At 45.7% G+C, this 20433-nt stretch carries 20 protein-coding genes; 14 read left to right on the forward strand and 6 right to left on the reverse strand.

Annotation, left to right across the window (positions count from 1 at the left end; genetic code table 11):
* Nucleotides 1–76: 76 nt before the first annotated feature.
* Nucleotides 77–1258, reverse strand: a complete 1182-nt coding sequence (locus L1D11_RS10350) for a 3-phenylpropionate MFS transporter (protein ID WP_239831706.1) — start codon at nucleotides 1256–1258, stop codon at nucleotides 77–79.
* A gap of 233 nt (nucleotides 1259–1491) precedes the next feature.
* Between L1D11_RS10350 and L1D11_RS10355 the strand changes: the two genes are divergently transcribed.
* From L1D11_RS10355 to fis, 9 genes are all read left to right on the forward strand, one after another.
* Nucleotides 1492–3324: a DUF294 nucleotidyltransferase-like domain-containing protein gene (locus tag L1D11_RS10355; protein ID WP_239862397.1), complete on the forward strand. Its 1833-nt coding sequence runs from the start codon at nucleotides 1492–1494 to the stop codon at nucleotides 3322–3324.
* 11 nt (nucleotides 3325–3335) lie between these two features.
* Entirely contained in the window at nucleotides 3336–3968 is a 633-nt protein-coding gene (locus L1D11_RS10360; protein ID WP_239831707.1) for a 3'-5' exonuclease, read from the forward strand.
* 222 nt (nucleotides 3969–4190) lie between these two features.
* Entirely contained in the window at nucleotides 4191–6140 is a 1950-nt protein-coding gene (gene acs / locus L1D11_RS10365; protein WP_009844693.1) for an acetate--CoA ligase, read from the forward strand.
* Between the two features lie 321 nt (nucleotides 6141–6461).
* Complete coding sequence (gene aroQ / locus L1D11_RS10370) at nucleotides 6462–6911, forward strand: type II 3-dehydroquinate dehydratase (protein WP_010435475.1); 450 nt, start codon at nucleotides 6462–6464, stop codon at nucleotides 6909–6911.
* Nucleotides 6912–6985: 74 nt separating this feature from the next.
* Nucleotides 6986–7441: an acetyl-CoA carboxylase biotin carboxyl carrier protein gene (accB, locus tag L1D11_RS10375; RefSeq protein WP_239831708.1), complete on the forward strand. Its 456-nt coding sequence runs from the start codon at nucleotides 6986–6988 to the stop codon at nucleotides 7439–7441.
* 15 nt (nucleotides 7442–7456) lie between these two features.
* A complete protein-coding gene (gene accC, locus L1D11_RS10380) occupies nucleotides 7457–8800 on the forward strand; it encodes an acetyl-CoA carboxylase biotin carboxylase subunit (protein WP_239831709.1) in 1344 nt (447 codons plus the stop codon).
* A 188-nt stretch (nucleotides 8801–8988) separates the two neighbouring features.
* On the forward strand, nucleotides 8989–9876 hold the full coding sequence (gene prmA / locus L1D11_RS10385; protein WP_239831710.1) for a 50S ribosomal protein L11 methyltransferase: 888 nt from the start codon (nucleotides 8989–8991) through the stop codon (nucleotides 9874–9876).
* 140 nt (nucleotides 9877–10016) lie between these two features.
* The gene (gene dusB / locus L1D11_RS10390; RefSeq protein WP_239831719.1) at nucleotides 10017–10985 is read left to right on the forward strand and encodes a tRNA dihydrouridine synthase DusB; all 969 of its coding nucleotides are present in this window, start codon (nucleotides 10017–10019) and stop codon (nucleotides 10983–10985) included.
* Nucleotides 10986–11008: 23 nt separating this feature from the next.
* Nucleotides 11009–11305, forward strand: coding sequence for a DNA-binding transcriptional regulator Fis (gene fis / locus L1D11_RS10395; RefSeq protein WP_004729744.1), 297 nt, complete (start codon nucleotides 11009–11011; stop codon nucleotides 11303–11305).
* A gap of 89 nt (nucleotides 11306–11394) precedes the next feature.
* Here the strand turns inward: fis and zntR are convergent, their stop codons facing one another.
* Nucleotides 11395–11835, reverse strand: coding sequence for a Zn(2+)-responsive transcriptional regulator (zntR, locus tag L1D11_RS10400; RefSeq protein WP_239831711.1), 441 nt, complete (start codon nucleotides 11833–11835; stop codon nucleotides 11395–11397).
* 325 nt (nucleotides 11836–12160) lie between these two features.
* Between zntR and purH the strand changes: the two genes are divergently transcribed.
* Nucleotides 12161–13753 (forward strand): bifunctional phosphoribosylaminoimidazolecarboxamide formyltransferase/IMP cyclohydrolase, encoded by a 1593-nt coding sequence (purH, locus tag L1D11_RS10405; RefSeq protein ID WP_065677325.1) that lies wholly within the window; start codon nucleotides 12161–12163, stop codon nucleotides 13751–13753.
* A 214-nt stretch (nucleotides 13754–13967) separates the two neighbouring features.
* Complete coding sequence (gene purD, locus L1D11_RS10410) at nucleotides 13968–15257, forward strand: phosphoribosylamine--glycine ligase (protein ID WP_239831712.1); 1290 nt, start codon at nucleotides 13968–13970, stop codon at nucleotides 15255–15257.
* Nucleotides 15258–15415: 158 nt separating this feature from the next.
* On the opposite strand, the gene L1D11_RS10415 is transcribed toward purD, so the two are convergent.
* Nucleotides 15416–16120: a DUF1481 domain-containing protein gene (locus L1D11_RS10415; protein ID WP_239831713.1), complete on the reverse strand. Its 705-nt coding sequence runs from the start codon at nucleotides 16118–16120 to the stop codon at nucleotides 15416–15418.
* 47 nt (nucleotides 16121–16167) lie between these two features.
* Nucleotides 16168–16440, reverse strand: a complete 273-nt coding sequence (hupA, locus tag L1D11_RS10420) for a nucleoid-associated protein HU-alpha (protein WP_004729753.1) — start codon at nucleotides 16438–16440, stop codon at nucleotides 16168–16170.
* Nucleotides 16441–16710: 270 nt separating this feature from the next.
* On the opposite strand from hupA, the gene L1D11_RS10425 reads away from it, so the two are divergent.
* Entirely contained in the window at nucleotides 16711–17874 is a 1164-nt protein-coding gene (locus tag L1D11_RS10425) for a hemolysin family protein (RefSeq protein ID WP_239831714.1), read from the forward strand.
* 79 nt (nucleotides 17875–17953) lie between these two features.
* On the opposite strand, the gene L1D11_RS10430 is transcribed toward L1D11_RS10425, so the two are convergent.
* The gene (locus L1D11_RS10430; RefSeq protein WP_239831715.1) at nucleotides 17954–18541 is read right to left on the reverse strand and encodes a DUF416 family protein; all 588 of its coding nucleotides are present in this window, start codon (nucleotides 18539–18541) and stop codon (nucleotides 17954–17956) included.
* A gap of 71 nt (nucleotides 18542–18612) precedes the next feature.
* Between L1D11_RS10430 and L1D11_RS10435 the strand changes: the two genes are divergently transcribed.
* Nucleotides 18613–19539 (forward strand): D-2-hydroxyacid dehydrogenase, encoded by a 927-nt coding sequence (locus L1D11_RS10435; RefSeq protein WP_239831716.1) that lies wholly within the window; start codon nucleotides 18613–18615, stop codon nucleotides 19537–19539.
* Complete coding sequence (locus tag L1D11_RS10440) at nucleotides 19539–20132, forward strand: uracil-DNA glycosylase family protein (RefSeq protein ID WP_239831717.1); 594 nt, start codon at nucleotides 19539–19541, stop codon at nucleotides 20130–20132. The genes L1D11_RS10435 and L1D11_RS10440 overlap by 1 nt, the downstream gene beginning before the upstream one ends.
* 64 nt (nucleotides 20133–20196) lie before the next feature.
* Here the strand turns inward: L1D11_RS10440 and L1D11_RS10445 are convergent.
* Nucleotides 20197–20433: transposase (locus L1D11_RS10445; RefSeq protein WP_239832794.1), on the reverse strand; the 237-nt coding region annotated here is incomplete at its 5' end.

Below are 20433 nucleotides of genomic sequence, written 5' to 3' on the forward strand. Positions count from 1 at the left end.
TAACTAAGGATGAGTCATTAACTCAATCGCATCGCTTAAATTCTGTGCTTTAGACTCTAATAATCACGATTGGTTATCAGCTATGAACTTCTGACTCAGGTTGATTAACTTCAACCACAGAGCTTCTTTCATCAAGCTTGATAAACAGGGCAATTGCACCCATCGCAGCCATTCCCCAGAAGATATTCGCGCCCCACAATTCGTAGCCCCAACCACTTAAGGTCGTCATTAACGCGATAAAGGCGCCAAGTGGTATCGCATTGTACAGAGCTTGCAGTGCCACCATTTTGTTCGACTCTTGAGACTGAATGTATTGAATCGCAGCGATATGTGCCATGGCAAACGTCACCCCGTGCAGCAACTGAACCAATATCAATACTGGAATCGCAGTCGTTGACGCAGTAATACCCCATCGAGCCATGACCCCAATGGCGGCAATCACAAACAGAGTACGCAACGCTAACCCAGCAAACAGTCGCTTGCTCAGAGCAAATACTGCCACTTCAGCAACCACGGCTAAGCTCCACAGATAACCGATGATCGCCTCAGAGTGACCTGCTTCTTTCCAGTAAATCGCACTAAAGCTGTAATACGCGGCGTGGCTTCCTTGAAGCAATGCCATCAATGCAAGAAACTTAACTACCGATGATTCACATAACAGTTGACCAAGTTTAGGTCTTTCAGCCACCTGCTCTGATTCTGTCACCGGCATCACATTCGGGTTTCTCATCGCAAACAACAGAGAAACCAACACACCTGCCAGCGCAGTATATAGAATCATATCTGTACCGAATTCAGCCACCAGATAACCAACTACGGTAGAGCCCGCAATAAATGCCACTGATCCCCAAAGACGCGTACGTCCGTAATCAAGCATATTAAGTCGGCTGTAATGGTTTGCCATTGCATCTGAAAGCGGGATCACAGGACCACAGCAAAGGTTGAAAAGTACCGTTGCCAACAACATCAGTACAAAGCTACCGCCGGTGAAAAAGTGGAAGCCAACAAATAGCAGTGCCGCAAAACTCAACCAGCGCAGAGCTGGCATCAGGTGTTCAACCTTGTGTATACGAGGTGTTATTAATAAATTTGCCACACAACGCGTCGCAAAACCCACACCAATCAATACGCCAATGTCCCCCGCAGAAACACCTTGGTCTTCAAACCATAACGCCCAAAATGGCAGATAAACGCCATAGGCAAAAAAGAAACCGAGAAAATACTGGGATATCCAGCCATAAGGGGAAGGTTTAAACATAGGCGACCTATAAAAATGTGCGGAACAAGGAAGCGCCAATTATGCCTAGGTCACAAAAGATGAAAAAGGGAATTATTGCGGGGATAGTATTCCCATATTCAATTAGTTCAGATATCGCATTTCAGCAAGATATCTAAGCTCTCCAAGTCGCCACTCTCTCACTTAGACTAAAGTCGTCTGGAGCTTCGCTAGTAATTTGTCAGACTGAAAAGAGACTCCCATTTCTTTTGCCATTGCTTATGCCTGATAAATTTAATATGCAGCACCCGCCCTTCGATAGCTTGTCTGAAACTGAACAGTTAACGCTGCGCTCGGCTTTGGACGTGGTTTACTACCGAGCACATGAAGTGATATTGGAAGCAGACCGCCCGAGTCGACACCTGCATATTCTGATTAAAGGTGCTGTTGAAGAGCGTTCCAGCAGCGATGGAGAGATCTATGCGCACTATGCAAATGACGATATTTTCGATGTGCGCAGCCAGTTCGAGCCTCATACAAAACATCAATATATCGCGCTGGAAGACACACTAAGTTACCTATTACCAAGCGACGTTTTTCTTGAGCTATACCACGCCAACGGCCAATTCGCCGCTTACTTTGATAGCAACCTCTCAACCCGAAAAGCATTGATTGAAGCTGCTCAGCAACAGCAGAATCTTGCCGAGTTCATACTGACCAAAGTCGATGATTCGATTTATCACCCACCACTGATACTTGACCCCGACCAACCTATCAATCAAGTGACTCAAACCCTTAAAGAGCAAGGCTTAGACTCGGCCTTGGTTCATTTGGAACATGATGATCCAAGAGCTTTTGGATCATCATGTTCCTTTCCGTATGGAATCGTCACGCGGACCAATTTATTGCACGCGGTGATGCTCGATAATTTCCCACTGGATGCGCCTGTCGGTGAGATCGCAACCTTCCCGGTGATGCACGTGAACCAAGGCGATTTCTTATTTAACGCCATGATTACCATGACCAGAAACCGAGTGAAAAGATTGATGGTTTGTAATGGTAAAAATGCAGTCGGCATGGTGGATATGACACAGATCCTCAGTGCATTTTCCACACACTCTCACGTTCTCACTTTGCGTATTGCTCGTGCCTCCAGCGTTGAAGAATTGGCAATGGCCTCCAACAAGCAACGTCAACTGGTCGAAAGCCTGCTCAATAATGGTATTCGCACACGTTTCATCATGGAGCTGATTTCTGCCGTCAATGAACAGATTATTGAAAAGGCATTTGAACTGGTGATTCCCCCTGCACTACACAACCATTGCTGCCTCATCGTGCTGGGTTCAGAGGGACGCGGAGAACAGATACTCAAAACCGATCAAGACAATGCGTTGATCATTCAAGACGGATTAGAGTGGCACCAATGCCAAAACGCCATGAATGATCTCACTCATACGTTGCAACAGTTAGGTTATCCACCGTGTCCTGGCAACGTAATGGTCAACAACCCTAAGTGGGTTCACTCTGAACAAGAATGGAAACAAACTCTCACCAGTTGGGTAAAAAAAGCGACGCAAGATACGGTGATGGATATTGCCATCATGGCGGATGCACATGCTGTTGCGGGCAATAGAGACCTGTTACTTCCCATTAAGCAGCACTTGAGTGATTTGATGCTCGGACAGGAATTGATTCTGATCGAGTTCTGCCGCCCTGCATTGAACTTCTCAGTGCCCCTCACTCTGTTTGGCAACGTGAAACAGTCCAAGTCGGGGCTAGACATCAAACAAGGCGGTATTTTCCCAATCGTACACGGTGTAAGAGCACTGAGCCTTGAACACGGCGTGACGGCAAATAATACCTTCGAGCGCATTGAACAACTGGTGAACAAGAAAGTGTTGGAGCAAAGCACCGCAGACAACCTCAGTGAAGCACTCAAGCAGTTCTTCAAGTGGCGCTTAGCACAACGCCTGTCACAACAGCACAGCAGTAACAAAATCGACGTCAAACTGATGGAACGAGCAGACCGAGATCTGCTTCGTCATAGCCTGCATGTGGTTAAGAAGTTCAAACAGTGGCTTGGATACCACTATCAGATAAGAGATTAGGCGCTTTACCGATGAATAGACTGGTTCGCTATTATTGGCATTACAAGCTCAAAGGCTCTCCCTATCAGCCTCTGTTTACTGCACCTATTCATCAAGAGTATGTCTCACTCGATTGTGAAACCACCAGCCTCAACCCTAATCAGGCTGAATTAGTCACCATTGCCGCGACCAAGATCATCGGCAACCGCATCATCACCAGCAAGCCCTTCGAAGTTAGGTTGCTAGCCCCTCAATCCCTCGACTGCAATTCAATCAAAATTCACCGTATTCGCCATCAAGATTTAAAACATGGCATCGAAGAGAAGCAGGCTCTAATTGAATTGCTTAACTTTATTGGTAATCGTCCTTTAGTCGGCTATCACATACGCTATGACAAAAAAATTCTCGACCGCGCCTGTTTGAAACAACTCGGATTCCCGCTGCCTAACCGATTAGTCGAAGTGAGTCAGCTCTATCAAGATAAATTAGAAAGACAATTGCCGAATGCCTACTTCGACCTCAGTATGAATGCGATTTGTCGCCAACTCGACTTACCAATTCCGGTCAATAAACATGATGCATTACAAGACGCGATCTCTGCTGCGCTGATCTTTGTTCGTCTGAAACATGGTGATCTACCCCGTTTCAACTCCTCATACACCTAATTCAACCCCTGCATCTCGACATAGAGAGCAACATCTCAAAAATGAACTTAACTCGCTATTTTGTAAGTGAAGAGCGGCGTCTCATCCTAAAGTCTAATTGTGGAAATCGCCGTCCTAGCCGAGAGTGATAACACAAAGACGGTTCTGTAATAGACCTAGAAACTGAACGAACACAAAGGAAGTTGCCAGTTCATTAGGAATGTAGGCACAAGGAGAGATGCAATGAGTGAAGCCCACGTTTATCCGGTAAAAGAAAATATTAAATCAACCACACACGCGGATAATGACACTTACCTAGCCATGTACCAGCAATCTGTTTCTGACCCTGAAGGCTTTTGGGGTGAACACGGAAAAATCGTTGATTGGATCAAGCCTTTCACGCAGGTGAAAAACACCTCTTTCGACCCTGGCCACATTGATATTCGCTGGTTTGAAGATGGCACGCTTAACGTTTCGGCTAACTGTATCGACCGCCACCTTGCAGAACGCGGTGATGAAGTCGCTATCATCTGGGAAGGCGATGACCCGGCTGATGATAAAACTCTAACTTTTAATGAACTACACAAAGAAGTGTGCCTGTTTTCAAATGCTCTGAAAGAGCAAGGCGTACGTAAAGGTGATGTGGTTTGTTTATACATGCCTATGGTACCTGAAGCAGCTGTTGCTATGCTGGCGTGTACCCGTATTGGCGCAGTTCACACAGTGGTATTCGGTGGTTTCTCACCAGAAGCTCTGTCTGGCCGTATTATCGATTCAAACTCTAAAGTTGTTATCACTGCCGATGAAGGCGTGCGTGGCGGCCGTGCTGTTCCACTTAAGAAAAACGTTGATGAAGCGCTGACTAACCCTGAAGTGAAGAACATCGAGAAGGTTGTCGTATTCAAACGCACTGGTGGCGATGTAGCTTGGCATGAACACCGCGATGTGTGGTGGCACGATGCTATTGCTAATGTATCTGCAGATTGCCCACCAGAAGAGATGAACGCGGAAGACCCACTATTCATCCTTTATACCTCAGGCTCAACCGGTAAACCTAAAGGCGTTATGCACACCACAGGTGGTTACCTTGTTTATGCAGCGATGACATTCAAATACGTATTCGATTACCAAGAAGGCGAAACCTTCTGGTGTACAGCCGATGTAGGTTGGATCACGGGTCACACATACCTTGTTTACGGGCCACTAGCCAATGGTGCAAAAACCATTTTGTTTGAAGGCGTGCCGAATTACCCGAACACAAGCCGCATGAGTGAAGTGGTCGATAAGCACCAAGTTAATATTCTTTATACTGCGCCAACGGCTATTCGTGCATTGATGGCGAAAGGTAACGAAGCCGTTGAAGGCACCTCTCGTGACAGCTTAAGAATCATGGGCTCAGTGGGTGAACCTATCAACCCTGAAGCGTGGGAGTGGTACTACAAAACAATCGGTAATGAGCAGTCTCCAATTGTCGATACATGGTGGCAGACAGAAACGGGCGGCATCTTGATTGCACCGCTACCGGGCGCTACCGATCTAAAACCGGGATCTGCAACTCGTCCATTCTTCGGTGTCCAACCAGCGCTGGTTGATAACATGGGTAACATCATTGAGGGTGCAACAGACGGCAACCTAGTGATTCTTGACTCTTGGCCTGGCCAAATGCGTACCGTTCATGGCGATCATGACCGTTTTGAGCAGACTTACTTCTCTACCTTTAAAGGCATGTACTTTACCAGTGATGGTGCTCGTCGTGATGAAGACGGTTACTACTGGATTACAGGCCGTGTTGATGACGTACTTAACGTCTCTGGTCACCGTATGGGTACTGCTGAGATTGAATCGGCTCTAGTCGCGTTCGATAAGATTGCAGAGGCTGCGATTGTAGGTATTCCTCATGATATTAAAGGCCAAGCAATTTACGCTTACATCACGCTGAATGATGGTGAATTCCCAACCGCAGAGCTTCATAAAGAAGTGAAAGACTGGGTACGTAAAGAGATCGGCCCTATCGCAACACCAGATGTACTTCACTGGACTGACTCTCTGCCAAAAACTCGTTCGGGTAAAATCATGCGTCGTATCCTGCGTAAGATTGCTACTGGTGATACAGGTAACCTAGGTGATACCTCAACACTAGCCGACCCAAGCGTGGTTGATAAGCTGATTGCTGAGAAAGCCGAACTGGCATAAGCAACCAGTCACATCCTGAATTACTGTTTAAAACAGACCTTAACTAAACCGTCACCTATGTGGCGGTTTTTTTATGGCTGATCTTGATCTCAAATATCCATGGTAAAAGAAAGGTTATGGCGCTTTTTTGTTAAGTTGGTAACAATTCTACGCGGTATCAATAGGAGATTAGACCAGTAAATTGCTGCGATTTGCGCTGAATTAGCTATAATCTGGTTCTAATTTTTAAATTTGGGTTTTTCTCACTGAAATTAACCCCAAGTTTTCAATAAAATGGCAACATTCACGTTCGTAAACACGATATAGGAAGATAGCCCCACGATGTCTACAAAGTTTCGCATTCTAGTTTTAAATGGCCCAAACCTTAACCTGTTAGGCCTTAGAGAGCCTGCACACTACGGTTCTCAAACACTTGACCAGATTATTAGCTCACTGACCGAGCAAGCGAAAGCACACGATGTTGAGCTATCTCACTTACAGTCAAATCGCGAGTATGAACTGATTGAAGCGATCCATAGTGCTTATCAAAATGTTGATTTTATTATTATCAACCCAGCAGCCTTTACACATACCAGTGTGGCGCTGCGTGATGCACTACTTGGCGTTGCAATCCCATTTATTGAGGTTCATCTATCGAATGTTCACGCGCGTGAACCATTCCGTCACCACTCTTACCTATCTGATAAAGCAGAAGGTGTGATTTGTGGCTTAGGTGCCCAAGGTTATCAATTTGCTTTGACCGCTGCGCTCAGCAAGCTCAACTCAAAGTAAACATAAACAACGAACTATTACTAACCTACTCAGTCAAAGAGTAAGTTCAATTAACAGATAAAGAGAAAGAAACAATGGATATTCGCAAAATCAAAAAGCTAATCGAATTGGTTGAAGAGTCTGGTATTTCTGAGCTAGAGATCTCTGAAGGTGAAGAGTCAGTACGAATCAGTCGTAACAGCACTGCACCTGTAGCACCTGTTCAATATGCAGCAACTCCAGCACCTGTAGCTGCGGCAGCAACTCCTGCGGCGGCACCTGTAGCAGCAGAAGCAGCCGCTCCTGCAGTTCCAGCTGGTCACCAAGTTCTTTCTCCAATGGTTGGTACTTTCTACGGCGCTCCAAGCCCAGACGCAAAACCATTCGTTAAAGTGGGTCAATCTGTAACTGCTGGCGAAACTCTATGTATCGTTGAAGCAATGAAAATGATGAACCAAATCGAAGCTGATAAATCTGGTGTTGTAACAGCTATTCTAGTTGAAGACGGTCAACCAGTAGAATTCGACCAAGCTCTAGTAATTATCGAATAATAGAGAGCACTCATTATGTTAGATAAATTAGTAATCGCGAACCGTGGTGAGATTGCACTACGTATTCTGCGTGCATGTAAAGAGCTTGGCATTAAAACGGTAGCAGTTCACTCAACTGCTGACCGTGATCTTAAGCACGTACTGCTTGCAGACGAAACCATTTGTATCGGTCCAGCTCGTGGTATCGATAGCTACCTAAACATCCCTCGTATCATCAGTGCAGCTGAAGTTACAGGTGCAGTAGCTGTCCACCCAGGTTATGGCTTCCTATCTGAAAATGCAGACTTTGCAGAACAGGTAGAACGCAGCGGCTTTATCTTCGTTGGCCCTAAAGCTGAAACCATTCGCATGATGGGTGACAAAGTGTCAGCTATCACGTCAATGAAGAAAGCTGGCGTACCTTGTGTACCAGGTTCTGACGGTCCTCTTGATGACGACGACGCGAAAAACAAAGCGCACGCTAAGCGTATTGGCTTCCCAGTAATCATCAAGGCATCTGGCGGCGGCGGCGGTCGTGGTATGCGTGTTGTTCGTTCTGAAGCAGAACTAACAGAAGCTATCGCGATGACTCGCGCTGAAGCAAAAGCATGTTTCAACAACGACATGGTTTACATGGAGAAATTCCTAGAAAACCCACGTCACATTGAAGTACAAGTGCTTGCAGATGGCCAAGGTAATGCTATCCACCTAGGTGAGCGTGACTGTTCAATGCAGCGTCGTCACCAGAAAGTTGTGGAAGAAGCGCCAGCTCCAGGTATCACTGAAGAAATGCGTAAGTACATCGGCGAACGCTGTACTCGTGCATGTATTGAGATTGGTTACCGCGGTGCTGGTACATTTGAATTCCTATACGAGAACGGTGAGTTCTACTTCATCGAAATGAACACTCGTATCCAGGTTGAACACACGATTACTGAAATGGTAACGGGTATCGACCTAGTGAAAGAACAGCTACGTATTGCAGCGGGTCAGCCTCTATCATTCACTCAGGATGATATTAAGCTGCGCGGCCACTCAATCGAATGCCGTATCAATGCTGAAGATCCTGTTCGTTTCCTACCTTCTCCAGGTAAGATTGAACGTTTCCACGCACCAGGCGGTATGGGCGTACGTTGGGAATCTCACATCTACACGGGTTACACAGTGCCACCACACTACGATTCAATGATTGGTAAGCTGATCACTTACGGTGAGAACCGTGATGTTGCTATCGCTCGTATGAAGAACGCATTGGGTGAAATGATTGTTGAAGGTATTAACGTTAATACAGAACTTCAATTGGCTATTATGAACGACGAAAACTTCCAACACGGTGGTGCAAACATCCACTACCTTGAGAAGAAGCTTGGTCTGCAATAGAAGCTAGTCTTCCGTAATACGTTCTCTGTAGAACAGTAATAAATGCTCACTTCGGTGGGCATTTTTGTTTTTGAACCACCGAAAAACTCAATCTTTAATCCCCATTATATTCCGTGGGGTTTTGGTGAATTTGCTCATATTTTCTGCTAGACTCGCCATCCAATTTTTCTCATATAGAAGATGCAGCCATGCCTTGGATTCAAATCAAGCTTAATGCTACCAATGAAAATGCCGAACAAATCGGCGACATGTTAATGGAGGAGACTGGTGCTCTTTCTGTAACTTTCCTGGATGCACAAGATACCCCTGTATTTGAGCCTCTGCCGGGCGAAACTCGCCTTTGGGGTGATACTGACATTCTCGCGCTTTACGACGCTGAGAGTGATACTGGTGTCGTTCTAGCGCAGATAAAAGCAAGCAACATGTTCCCTGCAGACTTTGCTCATAAAGTAGAGCAAATTGAAGACAAGGATTGGGAACGTGAATGGATGGACAACTTCCACCCAATGAAGTTTGGTGAGCGTTTATGGATTTGCCCTAGCTGGCGCGATATCCCTGAACCTGACGCTGTAAACGTAATGCTAGACCCAGGTCTTGCATTTGGTACAGGTACTCACCCGACAACGGCATTGTGTCTTGAGTGGCTTGAAGGCTTAGACCTGGCAGGCAAAACCGTGATCGACTTCGGTTGTGGCTCAGGCATCCTAGCGATCGCTGCAATCAAACTAGGCGCAGCAAAAGTTATCGGGATCGACATTGACCCTCAAGCTCTGCTCGCATCAAAAGACAACGCACAGCGCAATGGCGTTGCTGAGCAACTAGAGGTGTTCTTGCCACAAGATCAACCGGAAGGTTTGCTAGCAGACGTTGTTGTTGCCAACATTCTTGCAGGTCCATTACGCGACCTTTCTGGCATCATCAAAGGCCTAGTTAAGCCAAATGGTGTACTTGCGATGTCGGGTGTTTTAGATACACAAGCAGAAGATGTTGCGACTTATTATCGTGATGAGCTTCACATTGATCCGATCGTTGAGCAACAAGAATGGTGTCGAATCTCAGGTCGCAAGCAAGGCTAGACAAGACTCTGGGCGCCAATTGATTGAAATTTAAACAAATTACAAAAACAAATTGTAAATGCTCAAATATTAGTCTTTTCACGCAGCGAAAAAATGCGTAAAATGCGCGCCCTTGCTGGTACAGAACTGTGATGACATTTTTGAAAATCGGAAATTATCAACTTAAGAACAATCTAATCGTCGCTCCTATGGCTGGCGTAACGGATAGACCATTCCGTGAGTTGTGTCTTCGCTACGGTGCGGGGATGGCAGTCAGTGAAATGATGTCCTCCAATCCGAAAGTTTGGAAAACGTCAAAGTCTCAGCAGCGTATGGTACATGAAGGCGAATCGGGCATTCGTTCAGTACAAATCGCTGGTGCAGATCCACAGCTTATGGCCGAGGCTGCTCAATTTAATGTGGATAACGGTGCGCAAATCATCGATATCAACATGGGTTGTCCAGCAAAAAAAGTGAATAAGAAGCTTGCGGGCTCAGCCCTACTGCAGCATCCAGAACTCATTGAAGACATTCTGAAAGCGGTGGTGAATGCTGTCGACGTTCCAGTAACGTTGAAAACGCGCACAGGCTGGGATACAGACAATAGAAACTGTGTCCAAATCGCGAAAATAGCCGAAGACTGCGGCATACAAGCTCTTGCCCTCCATGGAAGAACTCGCGCTTGTATGTACAAAGGTGAGGCAGAATACAAACACATTAAAGCAGCGAAACAAGCAGTATCTATTCCGGTTATCGCTAACGGTGATATCGATAGTCCGGAAAAAGCGAAGTTTGTGCTGGAGTACACCGGCGCTGATGCTTTAATGATAGGTCGACCTGCCCAAGGGCGTCCTTGGATTTTTAACGAAATCCAACACTATTTGGAAAACGGCACCACGATGGACCCACTCCCGATTTCGGAAGTGAAAGACATCATGCTTGGTCATGTGCACGCTCTACATGAATTTTATGGAGAGTTTTTAGGCCCTCGCATCGCTCGTAAGCATGTGGGTTGGTATCTAAAAGAACATGAACAAGCGAGTGAGTTTCGCCGTACCTTCAACGCATTCGAAGCAGGTGATCTGCAGCTTGAAGCGCTAGAAGGTTTTTTTGATAACGTTGCACCATAATTACGAGAAGAGCTAGACCGAATATGTTCGAACAAAATCTGACTTCAGAAGCATTGACAGTAACTACAGTTACATCACAAGACCAAATCACGCAGAAGCCACTACGTGACTCAGTTAAAGCATCATTGAAAAATTACCTTGCTCAATTAAACGGTCAAGAAGTCAGCGAGTTATACGAATTAGTATTAGCTGAAGTTGAACAGCCACTACTAGACACTATCATGCAGTACACTCGCGGTAACCAAACTCGCGCAGCAACCATGATGGGTATTAACCGCGGTACTCTTCGCAAGAAACTTAAAAAATACGGCATGAACTAATCGTTCTTTCGTAATTTATTGAATTGAAAGCCAAGCTCATTTTTGAGTTTGGCTTTTTTTTGGCTTGTCGAACCGTGATAGATGGCTGACTACTCCCCAGTGCGACAACAGCGTCCTTTGTTGATGTTTGCTGAGTCCAAGGCTGCCAGAATCGAACAATGGCTTGCATCGTCGTCTACGTGGCCACAGCACGCATCATTTATCTTTTTAAGTGCAGTGCGAATCTTGGTTAACTCGGTAATCTTCTCATCGATCATCTCTAATTTTGCTGAGGTAATCGACTTCACTTCGGCGCAACTGTGTTGTGTAGCCTCGAGGCGAATCTCAAGCAATTCTTTAATCTCGTCCAAACTCAGCCCCAACGCTTTAGATTTGAGAATAAACGTCACCTGTTTCTGGTTATTTTCATCATATAGGCGATAACCGGATTCACTGCGACTGGCTGGCGCGATCAGGTTATTCTTCTCATAAAATCGCAAGGTATCGGCTGTCACACCGCATCGTTTCGCTAATTCACCGATCTGAAACATGTTTTTTCCTACTGTTTCGTCCATTCCACAATTAACCTTATCGTTACTTTTCAGGCTGAAATGGCACTTTTCATAATTAATTTTGAGATGCCAAACGATTGCGCGAGCTTTTTTGTAATAAATTAGTTAGAATCTGCGCCATCAAATTTGGAGTTGGTTATCTTATAGCTTAATCATAAGACTAACCCAAAAGGTCTTTACCAAAACTGGCCAATATTTTATCTCTTACTGGTATCTAAGATAATCCACGCTAAGAAGATAGAAACAAGTTCTTTTTTGGCAAATATCTTTATTTTAACCCCATGAATTTGAGGAAGATGGAAGCATGAATAACGCTCGTCCAATTCGCCGCGCTCTAATCAGCGTATCAGACAAAACTGGTATCGTTGAATTTGCACAAGCTCTTGCTAACCGTGGTGTAGATATCCTATCTACCGGTGGCACTGCTCGCCTGCTTGCTGAAAAAGGCATCTCTGTTACAGAAGTATCTGACTACACTGGTTTCCCAGAAATGATGGATGGCCGTGTTAAGACTCTGCACCCAAAAGTTCATGGTGGTGTTCTAGGCCGTCGTGGTCAAGATGATGACGTGATGGAAACTCACGGTATCAACCCTATTGATATGGTTGTTGTAAACCTATACCCATTCGCAGAAACCGTTGCTAAAGAAGGCTGTACCCTTGCTGATGCCGTTGAGAACATCGACATCGGCGGTCCTACAATGGTTCGCTCTGCTGCGAAAAACCACAAAGACGTGACTATCGTTGTAAACGCACACGACTACGAGCGCGTTGTTGCTGAAATGGACGCGAACGAGAAATCTCTAACACTAGAGACTCGCTTTGACCTAGCTATCGCAGCATTCGAGCACACCGCTGCTTACGACGGCATGATTGCAAACTACTTCGGCACTATGGTTCCTAGCTACGGAGAGAACAAAGAAGGTGACGAAGAAAGCAAATTCCCTCGCACGTTCAACCAACAGTTCGAGAAAAAACAAGACATGCGCTACGGTGAGAACAGCCACCAAGCTGCGGCATTCTATGTTGAAGCAAACCCAGAAGAAGCGTCAGTGTCTACTGCTCGCCAAATTCAAGGTAAAGCGCTTTCTTACAACAACATCGCTGACACTGATGCAGCACTTGAGTGTGTGAAAGAGTTCGACCAGCCAGCATGTGTGATCGTTAAGCACGCTAACCCATGTGGTGTAGCACTAGGTGAAGACATCCTAGAAGCTTACGACCGTGCATTCAAAACAGACCCAACGTCTGCATTTGGCGGCATCATCGCTTTCAACCGTGAACTAGACGCTGCGACAGCAACGGCTATCACTGAGCGTCAATTCGTTGAAGTTATCATTGCACCTTCTGTTTCTGCTGAAGCAGTAGAAATCGTAGCGGCTAAGAAAAACCTTCGCCTGCTTGAGTGTGGTGAGTGGACAACTAAGACAACTGGCTTTGACGTAAAACGCGTTAACGGCGGCTTGCTCGTTCAAGACCGCGATCAAGGCATGGTGTCTGAAGACGACCTGAAAGTGGTTTCTAAACGTCAGCCAACCGCTGAAGAATTGAAAGATGCTCTATTCTGCTGGAAAGTAGCGAAGTACGTTAAATCTAACGCGATCGTTTACTCGAAAGGCGACATGACTATCGGTGTGGGCGCAGGCCAAATGAGCCGCGTTTACTCTGCGAAAATAGCAGGCATCAAAGCTGCAGACGAAGGTCTACAGGTTGAAGGTTGTGTAATGGCATCGGACGCGTTCTTCCCATTCCGTGACGGTATCGACGCGGCTGCAGAAGCAGGCATCAAGTGTGTTATCCAACCGGGCGGCTCTATGCGTGATGACGAAGTTATCGCAGCAGCAGACGAACACGGCATGGCGATGATCTTTACGGGCATGCGTCATTTCCGCCACTAATCAGAATAGGCTCTAGGTTTTCCTAGAGCCTTTTTTATTCGTTTAACCGTTCATTAATGTTGGCGTTTTACTCATCAACGTTAATAGAAATTTTAATTTTTAGAGCAAAATCAGATTGCCTAGTTCAAGGAAAACACGCGGAGCTTATGACTATAAGTGAGCATGTTTGACGCCGAAATAGGTAATCTGATGAAGCTATCAAAGGTAAAATAAAATGAATGTATTAATTATCGGTGCCGGCGGTCGTGAGCATGCACTAGGTTGGAAAGCAGCACAGAACCCAAACGTTGAAACAGTATTCATCGCTCCAGGTAATGCAGGTACTGCACTTGAGCCGAAACTTGAGAACGTAAACATCGGTGTTGAAGACATCGCTGGTTTAGTCGCGTTTGCTCAAGAGAAAAAAATCGAACTGACCATCGTTGGCCCAGAAGCACCATTAGTAATTGGCGTGGTTGACGCATTTCGCGAAGTGGGTCTGCCAATTTTTGGTCCAACTCAAGCGGCAGCACAGCTTGAAGGTTCGAAAGCATTCACTAAAGATTTCCTAGCTCGCCATGACATTCCAACGGGTTACTACGCAAACTTCACTGAGATTGAGCCAGCTATCGCTTACGTACGCGAGCAAGGCGCGCCAATCGTAGTAAAAGCTGACGGTCTTGCGGCAGGTAAAGGCGTTATCGTTGCGATGACACTGGAAGAAGCTGAAGATGCAATCAAAGACATGCTAGCGGGCAACGCATTTGGCGAAGCTGGCAGCCGCGTGGTTATCGAAGAGTTCCTTGAAGGCGAAGAAGCAAGCTTCATCGTAATGGTTGACGGTTCTAGCGTGCTTCCTATGGCCACCAGCCAAGATCACAAACGTGTTGGCGACAAAGACACTGGTCCTAATACTGGCGGTATGGGGGCTTACTCTCCAGCTCCAGTTGTGACGCCTGAAATCCACAACCGTATCCTTGAGGAAGTTATCTACCCAACGGTACGTGGTATGGACGCAGAAGGCGCACCTTACACTGGTTTCCTTTACGCAGGCCTAATGATCGATGCTGACGGCACACCTAAGGTTATCGAATACAACTGCCGCTTCGGCGATCCAGAAACGCAACCTATAATGATGCGTATGGAGTCAGACCTTGTTGAGCTTTGCCTAATGGCTATCGACGAGAAACTAGACGAAGCAGAATCGAAGTGGGATCCACGCGCTTCTATCGGTGTTGTTCTTGCGGCTGGCGGTTACCCTGCTGACTACGCAAAAGGTGACGTTATTTCACTACCAACAAGCGAAGTTGAAGGCCAAAAGGTTTTCCACGCGGGTACGACAAATAACGAAGCTGGCGATGTGGTGACAAACGGTGGTCGTGTGCTTTGCGCTACAGCACTTGGTAACACGGTTTCTGAAGCTCAGGAGCGTGCTTACGCGTTAACGAAACAAGTAAGCTGGAATGGTATGTTCCACCGCAATGACATTGGTTACCGTGCGATTACGCGTGAGCAAGAGCAGTAATCACGATGCCACGCGCTTACTTTCCAATAACAGTAAGTAAATGACAGCAGCGAAGAATAGAAAAAGGCGCCTTAGTGGGCGCCTTTTTTATTGTCCTACGTACAGATGTACAGACTAATAAGTATTTAACCTACAGTAGGCCAAATACTCTTAATGTTCTATTTGCTACCCTTCAGCAGTGATGGTCTTGCAACACAATCATGACTTTCTTCCGCCAACATCAATAGCTCCTCTACAGTGATTTTTCCGAGTGAGTCACTACCAAGAAACGCCGCATAGCTTTCTACTGACGCTAAGCGGTTAATCACAAAGTTGGGTAAGGCTTGGTTAATATCGATGCTTGAAAATTCTTTACCCGAGCAAGTTTCGAAAGATTGACCGTTCCAATAACCTTGGACCAATTTGAACCCTTCGTCATTCTGCTTAGCCGTGGTCTCTAAGACCTGTGAGGCTTCTTTCTTATAGTTCTCTAACTGTGAAGATCGGATAGGTAGAATTTTGCCAGCAATGCGGTACTGCTGGTATACAGCTTCGCCTGATTTGTTGAAACGTACATGAACACGATAAGGAACAAGCTCATTCGAAGAGTTACGCTGCTCGCCTTCACGAATAAATTCACGAAGCACGCCTTCTGACCAAGCATAGTCAGTTTGATACCAGCCGTAATCGCCGACAGTGACGTAGTCAGCTGAAGTATGAGGTTGTGTTAGCTTGTTTGTAACCCAGTAGAAACTTGTCGCGTCGCCCATGACTTGGCCGCCAGTGTGAGTTTCAAATTGCTCTAGGTTTTTGCGAGGGCTTGTTGAAGAACAGCCAATAAGAAATGTAGATAATAGTGAAACGAGAAGAAATGCTTTTTTCATAAAAACCTGTACCGAGGTGGAATACGACTACCTCGGTACAGTTTAGATTATTTCACTGAATCTTTCAGCGCTTTACCTGCAACAAATGCTGGAACATTTGCAGCAGCGATTTGGATCTCATCACCAGTTTTTGGGTTACGACCAGTGCGAGCTGCACGGTGGTTTACTTTAAAAGTACCAAAACCAATTAGCTGAACTTGATCGCCATCTTTAAGAGCATCTGTAACACCGCCAAGAGTCGCTTCTAGAGCAGCTTTAGCTTGTGCTTTAGAAAGGTCCGCTTTTTCAGCAATAAAGTCGATTAATTGAGTCTTGTTCATTTTAGGTTTCCCTTCTTTGTATTTTTGAATTCAATTCACTCTAAAACATAAATGCCCCATCTGGCAAAGGTTTGTCGTCGATCTTTAGCTCTAATGCCGTAGTTTTAGCCATAATATGAGTAATAACTCACAATTTGTTACTGATTTTATTAAGCAAGCCCTTGTTTAAAAGGGGCTGAGCGCAAAATTAATGATGACCTAGCCACTACTTTTTCACTATAATCCACGCTGAATCGCTGCTAAAGCGTACAATTTAATTTAAGGGCAAACATGCTGCTGCTAACTATTTACGTCTCCATTGCTATTGGAGTTTCTTTCATTTGTTCTGTTTTGGAAGCTGTGCTTTTGAGTATTAGTCCGAGCTACATTGCTCAACTAAAACAAAATGGGCACCCTGCAGCAGAGTCTTTAGACAAACTGAAAACAGATATTGACCGCCCACTTGCGTCAATTTTAACGCTCAACACCATCGCACATACTATCGGTGCTGCGACAGCAGGTGCACAAGCGGCTGTCGTTTTTGGTAGCCAATGGTTAGGTGTTTTCTCTGCCGTGCTAACGCTGGGTATTTTGGTTTTGTCTGAGATTGTTCCAAAAACCATTGGTGCGACCTACTGGCGTCAACTTGCTCCGGCTTCAGCAAGCGTGCTTCGTTGGATGGTATTCTTCCTAACACCGTTTGTGTGGTTCTCAGAACAGATCACCAAACGTCTTGCTCGTGGTCACCAAGCACCAAAAATGCGTGATGAGCTATCTGCAATGGCGATTTTAGCAAAAGAGAGCGGCGAGTTTGCAGAAGGCGAATCAAAAATCCTAAGCAACCTACTGGGTATTCAAGATGTACCAGTGACTCAGGTAATGACGCCGCGCCCAGTGGTATTCCGCGTAGATGCGGAAATGAGTGTGAATACCTTCCTAGAGCAACACAAAGACACACCATTCTCACGTCCGCTGGTTTACAGCGAGCAGAGTGACAACATCATCGGTTTTGTTCACCGTTTGGAACTATTTAGACTCCAGCAAGCGGGTTGTGGTGAAAAAGCGCTGGGTGAAGTAATGCGCCCTATCCACGTATTGCTGAACAACATGGGCTTGGCTAAGGCCTTTGACCAAATGATGGCGAACCGCCTGCAGCTTTCTTTGGTAGTGGACGAATACGGCACCATTCAGGGCATCATCACCCTAGAAGACATCTTTGAACACCTAGTGGGTGAAGAGATTGTCGACGAAGCGGATAAGACAACTGACATGCAAGAACTGGCGTTCCAACGCTGGGAAAAGTGGAAAGAGACACACGGTGTTATCGAAAACCGCGATGACGAGGACGAGCTAGAGGAAGAAACTCCAACAGACAACAATGCCTCAGACGCAAAATCAACGGACGACGACGCATCAAAAGACAAAGCGCAGAACGAAGATCAAAAAGACGCTTAATCTATATTTGATACCGTCAGATACAACAAAGGCTCCCTAGGGAGCCTTTGTTTTTATTCGCACTTTGGTGCTATGTGAATTACAGAGCAACACCAATGTTACTGACTGGGTCTTCACGCAGCTCGTGGCGTAGGTCTTTGATCAGCTCTAAGTCACGTTCAGTCGCTTCACGTAGAGGTCGGAAAATGGCCCACTGAACGTCCCACTCTTCACACACCGCTTCGTTTTCTTTCTGATTTTCGTTCGTCACTTCTTCAGCGCCTTGAGCAAACTCAAGCTCAGCAACCGTCTTCACCGATTGTTGACTCACTTTAATTACCGCTTCCAACATATGTTCACGGTCAAGCAGGCCATGAATAAGCGTTGCTAGGCCTTGGCATGCATCCATTGCTGGGTAAACACCATAAAAATCAAAATCATCACCGCTAGGGAATAGCTCTTCAACCTTCTCAAGTTGACGCTCAAAGTTCACCTTTGCAGTTTTAACCGTCAGGATTTCCCAAATGCTATCCAAAACATCACGATAGATTCGAGCTTCCGCAAATTCTGTATTCTCACAAAACATGGCATAGTTAGGGTACATACGCTCACATAGACACGCCATAAAGGTAATTTGTTGCCAAGGTTCTAACTTTTCAAGACGAACCTGCAGTGGATTCTGAAGCATAGTCACTCAATAATTGCAGAAAAAGACAGCGAAAGTGTACTTGATAAACCCTGGGGGGAAAAGGTAAGCCGATGAACAATTTTACGAATAAGCTCTATATTCTTACTGAGCATGACGATACCTATACACAACTGATTCTAAACCAGGATTTACCCGACTTAGAAATCACTCAAACCCCCGAATCAGCACAGATTGTTTTGGCGTCACCACCTCTAATCGCAGAGCGCCTTGGCGAGTTTAAAGAGCTAGACTGGGTACAGAGTACCTATGCTGGAATCAATAAACTCACTCAGCCGGATCTTCGTCAAGATTATACGCTAACCAACGTCAAGGGCATCTTCGGCCCTGCGATTGCTGAATACGTATTGGGTTACACAATCAGTCACTGTAGACACTTCCCTCATTACCACCAGCATCAACAACAACGAAACTGGCAGCCACAGCTTTATACTAGCCTAACTGACAAAACTATGGTGATTTTAGGAACAGGTTCAATCGGCAGTCATTTAGCAAAAACCGCGACCGCTTTTGGTATTCATACCATAGGTGTCAACCGTACGGGCATCCCATCCAAACAAGAAACCTTTAAAGAGACGTTCCACATCAATGAGATAGAGGCTGCCCTTAAGCAGGCTGATATTGTGGTCAACACCTTGCCATCAACCGCTGAAACCTATCAGCTGCTAAACCAAACCACATTAGGTTACTGCTCTAACGTGCTGCTGTTTAATGTCGGTCGAGGGGAAAGTGTAGACAACAAAGCCTTGTTGCTCGCCATAAAAAACAGATGGGTAGAACACGCATTTTTAGATGTATTTGAAAGCGAGCCCCTTTCGCAAGATCACCCTTTCTGGAAACTACCGCAAGTCACCATCACGCCACACATCGCAGCACTCAGTGAACCAAGACAAGTGGTCGAGATCTTCGCAGAGAATTACAAACAGTGGCGAGATGGCTTTACACTTAATCATGTCATCGATTTTGATAAAGGTTACTGATGTCCTCTTTGTTACTTAAAGAGATTCGACAATGCCGAGCTTGTGAACCCTACCTATCACATGGTGCCAACCCGGTGATTCAAGCACACCCAAACGCGCGCTTGCTGATCATAGGTCAAGCGCCAGGTATCAAGGTGCATGAGTCGTCGATCCCTTGGAACGATGCCAGTGGCAAACGATTAAGAGAATGGCTAGGGATAGACAGCGATACCTTTTATGACGAACAAAAGGTTGCGATTGTACCTATGGGTTTCTGCTACCCAGGTAAAGGGAAGAGTGGCGATTTGCCACCACGTAAGGAGTGTACTGAGCTCTGGCATAAGAAAGTATTGCAGTCACTGCCCAATGTTCAAATGACACTTTTGATTGGGCAGTATGCGCAAAACTACTACTTGAAGGAAAGAACCACCAAGACACTGACAGAAACCGTCAAAAACTGGCAGGTTTGGGCACCTGAGTTTTTACCACTTCCCCACCCTTCACCACGCAATAATATTTGGCTCAAGAAGAACCCATGGTTTGAAAGTGAGGTTATTCCTTACATCCGCAAACACATCTCAGAGCATTTGACCTACCATGATCCAAATGCCTAATGAACTGCACACAGCCGAAATTAAACGAGTATAGAATTACCAATCTGAAGGCAATAAAAAAGGTTCATCGCGGCTTTCCGGGGAAAGCCGCTTTTATCTTCAAGAAGAAGTAGTCTGTATCTCGATACCCATATCCCATTCGCTTGATTAGTTTTATCTTGTTGTTTATCCCTTCCAATGTGCAGGTGTTAAGCGGATAACTTGCCGATGCGATAATGCCGTGAAGATAAGGACTCAGTTTTCGTGCGAACTCTTGCAATGGCTTAATTCCACTCTCCTGTACTTGTGCCCACCACACCTC

It is taken from the genome of Vibrio sp. Isolate32, from assembly GCF_022397955.1.
Classification (GTDB): domain Bacteria; phylum Pseudomonadota; class Gammaproteobacteria; order Enterobacterales; family Vibrionaceae; genus Vibrio.

Coding starts and splice junctions, on each gene's coding strand:
- purD (WP_239831712.1), top strand. CDS start 13,968: ATGAATGTATTAATTATCGGTGCCGGCGGTCGTGAGCATGCACTAGGT.
- L1D11_RS10435 (WP_239831716.1), top strand. CDS start 18,613: ATGAACAATTTTACGAATAAGCTCTATATTCTTACTGAGCATGACGAT.
- purH (WP_065677325.1), top strand. CDS start 12,161: ATGAATAACGCTCGTCCAATTCGCCGCGCTCTAATCAGCGTATCAGAC.
- L1D11_RS10425 (WP_239831714.1), top strand. CDS start 16,711: ATGCTGCTGCTAACTATTTACGTCTCCATTGCTATTGGAGTTTCTTTC.
- L1D11_RS10415 (WP_239831713.1), bottom strand. CDS start 16,120: ATGAAAAAAGCATTTCTTCTCGTTTCACTATTATCTACATTTCTTATT.
- accC (WP_239831709.1), top strand. CDS start 7,457: ATGTTAGATAAATTAGTAATCGCGAACCGTGGTGAGATTGCACTACGT.
- prmA (WP_239831710.1), top strand. CDS start 8,989: ATGCCTTGGATTCAAATCAAGCTTAATGCTACCAATGAAAATGCCGAA.
- L1D11_RS10440 (WP_239831717.1), top strand. CDS start 19,539: ATGTCCTCTTTGTTACTTAAAGAGATTCGACAATGCCGAGCTTGTGAA.
- aroQ (WP_010435475.1), top strand. CDS start 6,462: ATGTCTACAAAGTTTCGCATTCTAGTTTTAAATGGCCCAAACCTTAAC.
- zntR (WP_239831711.1), bottom strand. CDS start 11,835: ATGTTTCAGATCGGTGAATTAGCGAAACGATGCGGTGTGACAGCCGAT.
- fis (WP_004729744.1), top strand. CDS start 11,009: ATGTTCGAACAAAATCTGACTTCAGAAGCATTGACAGTAACTACAGTT.
- accB (WP_239831708.1), top strand. CDS start 6,986: ATGGATATTCGCAAAATCAAAAAGCTAATCGAATTGGTTGAAGAGTCT.
- hupA (WP_004729753.1), bottom strand. CDS start 16,440: ATGAACAAGACTCAATTAATCGACTTTATTGCTGAAAAAGCGGACCTT.
- L1D11_RS10430 (WP_239831715.1), bottom strand. CDS start 18,541: ATGCTTCAGAATCCACTGCAGGTTCGTCTTGAAAAGTTAGAACCTTGG.
- acs (WP_009844693.1), top strand. CDS start 4,191: ATGAGTGAAGCCCACGTTTATCCGGTAAAAGAAAATATTAAATCAACC.
- L1D11_RS10350 (WP_239831706.1), bottom strand. CDS start 1,258: ATGTTTAAACCTTCCCCTTATGGCTGGATATCCCAGTATTTTCTCGGT.
- L1D11_RS10360 (WP_239831707.1), top strand. CDS start 3,336: ATGAATAGACTGGTTCGCTATTATTGGCATTACAAGCTCAAAGGCTCT.